This window comes from uncultured Microbacterium sp. (genome assembly GCF_963521695.1).
Lineage (GTDB): Bacteria > Actinomycetota > Actinomycetes > Actinomycetales > Microbacteriaceae > Microbacterium.
Map to the genome: position 1 here is coordinate 1 of NZ_CAUQWC010000220.1, position 5618 is coordinate 5618.

Sequence of the window (5618 nt, forward strand, 5' to 3'; positions counted from 1 at the left end):
GCCGACACGAAGTTCTCGGGCAGCAGGCCGAGCGACACCGCGGTCGGACGGGCGGGCGGCTCGGGTGCGGCCGCAGTGTCGGGCTTAGCCGCCCCGGGCTCAGTCGCTTCGGGCTCAGCCGCTCCGGGCTGGGGCTCCGGCTGGACGGCAGCCTCGGGCGTGGCTTCGGTCTCGTCGGCCGTCGGCGTCGCCGCCTCAGCCGTGGGCTCAATGTCTCCCGGTGCCTCGATCGCCGCGGACTCCGCCGAAGAAGCCTCGTCGGCAGCGGGCGCCACGGGCGCGACCTCGTCGGGAGCGGCATCCGCGGTGTCGGTCACCGCGGTGTCACTCTCCGCCGTGTCGCTCTCGACCGGAGCGGTCTGCGCATCGTCGGCCTCGAGCACCGCGGGGGCCCCGGTGTCGTCGGCGACGGCGTCTTCGGCATCCTGAACCGCCGCCTCGTCTTCATCGGCAGCCGAGCCGTCGATGTCGGCGGAGTCGACCTGGGCCGAACTCTCGCCCTCGACGGCCGGAGCGTCGGGCGCATTCGTGGCGGACGTGTCGGCCGCGCTCTCGTCGGTGGGGGTCTGATCGTCTGTCACATCGGCCATGTCGGGGGTTCTCCCTGGCGGGCGACACCGCGCGTCGCCCGACGAAATCTCATGCAGCGCCGCACCCGGCGGGGCCGCGAACTCATTCGGTCTGCAGCAGGCCTGCGGCTCGTGCTGCGAAGGGCGGTCGTCGCCCGAAGTCTTCTGGGTGATGTTCCTGCGGCGCGGCCGCGGCACATCGGCCTTCATTATCGCACGGACCGGCGCCAGGGCCAGCGGACACGTCGGTTCGCCCTGCGCGGAATGCCGATCGTCCGCCGCGCGCACGCGCACGGGCATCCGGATGCCACGTCCTCAGCGCTCGGAAAAGTCGCGGTGGCAGGATTGCCGTATGAGCGAAACCGTCACCCCCCGACGCCCGGTCGTCGTCGCGACCTGGCTGATCTTCGCCGGCATCGTCGGCTGGTGGGCGGCCTTCTCGCTGACGATGGAGCGCTTCCACCAGCTCGAGAACCCGGGAGCTGCGGCATCCTGCGACATCAGCGTGCTCGTACAGTGCTCGGCGAACCTGCAGTCGTCTCAGGGCGCGGTCTTCGGTTTCCCCAACCCGATCATCGGTCTCTCGGCGTGGATCGCCCCGATCGTCGTCGGGGTCGCGCTGCTGGCCGGAGCCCGGTTCGCCCGCTGGTTCTGGGCGCTGTTCTGGCTCGGTTTCGCCCTTGCGCTGACCTTCGTCATGTGGCTCATCGCGCAGAGCTTGTTCGTGCTCGCAACGCTGTGCCCGTGGTGCATGGTGACGTGGTCGGTGGTGATCCCGTCGTTCTTCGTCGTCACGCTGCACGTGCTGCGCGAGGGCGTGATCCCGGGGGCGCGGGTGCGTGAGGTCGCGGACCGGTTGATGGTGTGGGTGCCGCTGATGACGCTGGCCGCCTTCGTCGTCGTCGCGGTGCTCGCGCAGGTGCGCCTGAACGTGCTCGCGCAGTTCTGACACGTGCGGGAGCGCAACGGAGCACCGGTGACCGGCGACGTCGACGGGCTCAGCCCGCTCGTCGAGGGGTCCCTGAGCCTGTCGACGGGACCGGACGACGCGGAACGGACCCACCCGGCCGTTCGCGTCCGCGCGATCACTCTGCCGCGCAGATCCTCAGCGATCAGCGCAACCCCAGTCCGAAGCCCCCGGATGCCGCTGACCTTACGCAGATCACGGAGGTTGCGCACCGGCCGCGCGCCGCGTCCCGCGCCCACCGCACAACCGCACGCTCACGAGCATCCGCACGCACATCCTCAACGATCAGGGCATCCTCAGTCCGAACGCACCGGATGCCGCTGACCTTGCGCAGATCAGGGAGGCTGCGCACCGCCCGCGCGCCGCGTCCCGCGCCCACCGCACGACCGCACCTTCCACGAAGAACGATGGCCGCCACCCGGTGAGGGCAGCGGCCATCGTGGCATCCGGGATCAGGCGAACCAGATCGCGAGCTCGCGCTCGGCGGATTCGACGCTGTCGGAGCCGTGGACGAGGTTCTGCTGCACCTTCAGGCCCCAGTCGCGGCCGAAGTCGCCGCGGATCGTGCCCGGGGCGGCGGTGGTGGGGTCGGTGGTGCCGGCGAGCGAGCGGAAGCCCTCGATCACGCGGTTGCCCGCGAGACGGATGGCAACCGACGGGCCGGAGAGCATGAACTCCAGCAGCGGCTCGTAGAAGGGCTTGCCCTCGTGCTCGGCGTAGTGCTGGGCGAGCGTCTCACGGTCGGGCTCGACGAGGCGGATGTCGACGAGCGCGTAGCCCTTTGCCTCGATGCGGGCGAGGATCGCGCCGGTGAGGCCGCGAGCGACGCCATCGGGCTTGACGAGGACGAGGGTCTCTTCGGTGGCCATGGGTCAATCTCCGTTCGAGAGGTCGGGGTCAGCGGCGCGCCGCGCATTCGCGCGATCGAGGGCCGCTCCCTTGATCGTCGCATACGCCCACATGCCGCCGAAAATGAGGGCGACCACGGCGAGGGCGGGAACGAGGAAACCGCCGAGCAGCAGAAGCACCTGCAGCCCCCATCCGGCGAAGAGGGCCCAGCGGTGACGGAGCATCCCCGAGACGGCGACCATCGCGATCGCCATCACGACTCCGCCCACGATGCCCCACCAGGGTTCGATGCCGAACGGCAGCACCTCGAGGCCGTAGACCACCAGGCCGCCGAGGAAGACGATGACCGACTCGAAGCCGAGCACGACGGCGCCGAGCGACTCCTGCGCACCGCGCTGACGGCGGGGGCGCGGAGCGCGGGGTTCGCGGGGGCTCACGCCTGCCACCCCGACTTCCAGTCTTCCAGCGCCGACAGACGCAGGGCTTCGCCGGCCAGCACGACGGAGCCGGCGATGACGACGGCGCGGCGGTCCGATTCCACGGCCCACGCGCGCGCGGCGTCGGCGGCGTCTTCGAGGGTGGGGTGGACGGTCACGGGGAGGTCGGCCGCCTCGGCGACGTCGGCGATCACGTCGGGGTCGCTAGCGCGGTCGCTGTCGGGGACGGTCGCGAACACGCGGGCCACGGCGGGCACGAGCGCCGACATGATGCCGACGGCATCCTTCCCGTCGAGGATCCCGACCACGGCGCCCCACTCGTCGATATCGAACGCCTCGTCGAGGGCCGTGACAAGGGCCCGCGCCCCGTGCGGGTTGTGGGCGGCGTCGACGAGCACGGTCGGCGCGGTGCCGACGAGCTGCAGGCGGCCGGGCGAGGTGGCGTTGCCGAGGCCGTCGGCGACCACGTCGGCTGCCAGCGGCTGGGTACCCCCGCCGATGAGCGATTCGACCGCGGCCACCGCCAGCGCGGCGTTGCGGCCCTGGTGCGCGCCGTACTGCGGCAGGTAGACCTCGGCGTAGCGGCCGGCGACCCCGCGGATGGAGAGTTGCTGCCCGCCCACCGCCAGGGTCTGCGCCTCGAGCGCGAAACCGTCGCCGTCGACCGACACCGTCGCACCCTCTTTCTCGGCGCGGGCACGGATGACGCGGAGCGCCTCGTCGGGCTGCGCGGCCGACACCACAGCCGCACCGGGCTTGATGATCCCGGCCTTGACCGTCGCGATCTCGGCGATCGTCGAGCCCAGCCGGTCGACGTGGTCGATGTCGATGGGCGTGAACACGGCGACGTCGCCGTCGGCGGTGTTCGTGGAGTCCCACTCCCCGCCCATGCCCACCTCGAGCACGAGCACGTCGATCGGCGCGTCGGCCGCCACGACGAACGCGAGCACGGTGAGCAGCTCGAAGAACGTCAACGGGGCGTCTCCGGCCGCAGCGAGCTCGGCGTCGACCAGGCCCACGAACGGCTGGATCTCGTCCCACGCGTCGGCGATCGCGGCATCCGCCACGGGTTCTCCGTCGATGAGGATGCGTTCGGTAAAGCGTTCGAGGTGGGGGCTGGTGAACAGGCCCGTCCGAAGCCCCATTGCGCGCAGCAGGCTCTCGATCATGCGACTGGTCGAGGTCTTGCCGTTCGTGCCGGTGACGTGAATCACGCGATACGTGCGCTGCGGGTCGGCGAGCAGCTCGAGCACGCGTCGCGTGCGCTCCACGCGCGGCTGCACCCACTGCTCGCCCTGCCGCTCGAGCAGTGCGCTGTAGACCGCGTCGGCCCGGGTGCGGTCGCTCATGCGGGGGCTCCGATCCGCGCGACGGCGACCGTGACGGCGCCGACGTTCGCGTAGGTCTTCGCGGCGATGACGGTCTCGTACTCGGCCGGCGCGATTGCACCGCGTTCGACGAGACGGCCCTCGGGCCCGGCCAGCACGACGGCTTCGGAGAGGGTCTCGGATGCCACCCCCGCGACGTCGAAGGCCTGGGCGACCGCCTGGGCCTCGGCGTCCTCGACGAACGTCAGCGACAGGAAGATGCGATCGCTCACGTCGAAGCCGGCGGCCTTACGGGTGTCCTGGATGCCGCGGATCATGTCGCGCGCCAGGCCCTCGGCCTCGAGCTCGGGGGTGGTGACGGTGTCGAGCAGGACGAAGCCGCCAGAGGACAGCACAGCGAGAGCCTCGCCCTCGGGGCGACCGGCGGTCTCGACCACGAGGTCGTACTCAGCGGGTTCGAGGGGGATGCCACCGGCGACGACCTGTCCGTCGACCTCGCTCCAGTCGCTCTCACGGGCGGCCTTGATCGCCTGCTGCACCTGCTTGCCGAGGCGCGGACCCGCGGCGCGGGCGTTGACCGCCAGGCGGTGGGTGATGCCGTACTCAGCCGCCGTGCCGTCCTGCAGGGCGACCTGCTCGACGCTCTTGACGTTGAGCTCCTCGCGGAGGATGTCGTCGAACTGCGCCAGGCTCGCGGCATCCGGGGTCACGACCGTCAGACGCGGGAGCGGCAGGCGCACGCGCTTGCCCTCGCGCTTGCGCAGGGCGTTGGCGACGCTCGAGACCTCGCGGACGGTGTCCATCGCGGTGCGGATGTCGGTCGCGGCGGGGAACGCCGAGGCGTCGGGCCAGTCGGCGAGGTGCACGCTGCGACCGCCGGTCAGGCCCTGCCAGACGCGCTCGGTCACGAGCGGCAGCAGGGGGGCTGCGACGCGGGTGAGCGTCTCGAGCACCGTGTAGAGGGTGTCGAAGGCCTCGCGGCTCGTGGGGTCGTCGGTCACTCCCACCCAGAACCGGTCGCGCGAGCGGCGGATGTACCAGTTGGTCAGCACCTCGGCGAAGTCGCGCAGACGTTCGGCGGCGGTCGTGGAGTCGAGCCCCTCGAGGTCGGCTGCGACACCCTGCACGAGGTCGTGGGTGAGGGCCAGAATGTAGCGGTCGAGCACGTCGGTGGAGTCGGTGCGCCACTCGGCTTCGTATCCGCCGGTCCCTGAGCTCGTCGAAGGGCGCGACGCATTCGCGTAGGTGGCGAAGAAGTACCACGCGTTCCACAACGGAAGCAGGAACTCGCGGACGCCCGAACGGATCCCCTCCTCGGTCACGACGAGGTTGCCGCCGCGCAGCACGCTCGACGACATGAGGAACCACCGCATGGCATCCGAGCCGTCGCGATCGAAGACCTCGCGCACGTCCGGGTAGTTGCGCAGCGACTTCGACATCTTCTGCCCGTCGTTGCCGAGCACGATGC

General features: G+C 71.1%; 5 protein-coding genes and 1 pseudogene. 1 reads left to right on the forward strand and 5 read right to left on the reverse strand.

The annotated features are described in order from the left end of the window. A pseudogene (locus RWP81_RS13715) lies at positions 1-590 on the reverse strand (hypothetical protein); the annotation flags it as partial. Between the two features lie 331 nt (positions 591-921). On the opposite strand from RWP81_RS13715, the gene RWP81_RS13720 reads away from it, so the two are divergent. Then, entirely contained in the window at positions 922-1518 is a 597-nt protein-coding gene (locus RWP81_RS13720) for a vitamin K epoxide reductase family protein (protein WP_314456988.1), read from the forward strand. A 470-nt stretch (positions 1519-1988) separates the two neighbouring features. Here RWP81_RS13720 and ndk read toward each other — a convergent pair whose 3' ends face one another. The 4 genes from ndk to RWP81_RS13740 form a co-directional block, all read right to left on the reverse strand. After that, complete coding sequence (gene ndk / locus RWP81_RS13725; RefSeq protein ID WP_055954335.1) at positions 1989-2405, reverse strand: nucleoside-diphosphate kinase; 417 nt, start codon at positions 2403-2405, stop codon at positions 1989-1991. A gap of 3 nt (positions 2406-2408) precedes the next feature. Then, positions 2409-2822 carry a DUF4233 domain-containing protein gene (locus RWP81_RS13730; RefSeq protein WP_314456991.1) on the reverse strand — a complete coding sequence of 138 codons (414 nt, stop codon included), beginning with the start codon at positions 2820-2822 and terminating at the stop codon, positions 2409-2411. Further along, entirely contained in the window at positions 2819-4171 is a 1353-nt protein-coding gene (locus RWP81_RS13735) for a folylpolyglutamate synthase/dihydrofolate synthase family protein (protein ID WP_314456993.1), read from the reverse strand. Before RWP81_RS13735 ends, RWP81_RS13730 begins: the two co-directional genes overlap by 4 nt. Then, positions 4168-5618: class I tRNA ligase family protein (locus tag RWP81_RS13740; RefSeq protein ID WP_314456995.1), on the reverse strand; the 1451-nt coding region annotated here is incomplete at its 5' end. The genes RWP81_RS13735 and RWP81_RS13740, both read right to left, overlap by 4 nt.

Excerpts from the sequence above, each read along its gene's own strand:
- RWP81_RS13720 (WP_314456988.1), top strand. The coding sequence starts at position 922 with ATGAGCGAAACCGTCACCCCCCGACGCCCGGTCGTCGTCGCGACCTGG.
- ndk (WP_055954335.1), bottom strand. The coding sequence starts at position 2,405 with ATGGCCACCGAAGAGACCCTCGTCCTCGTCAAGCCCGATGGCGTCGCT.
- RWP81_RS13735 (WP_314456993.1), bottom strand. The coding sequence starts at position 4,171 with ATGAGCGACCGCACCCGGGCCGACGCGGTCTACAGCGCACTGCTCGAG.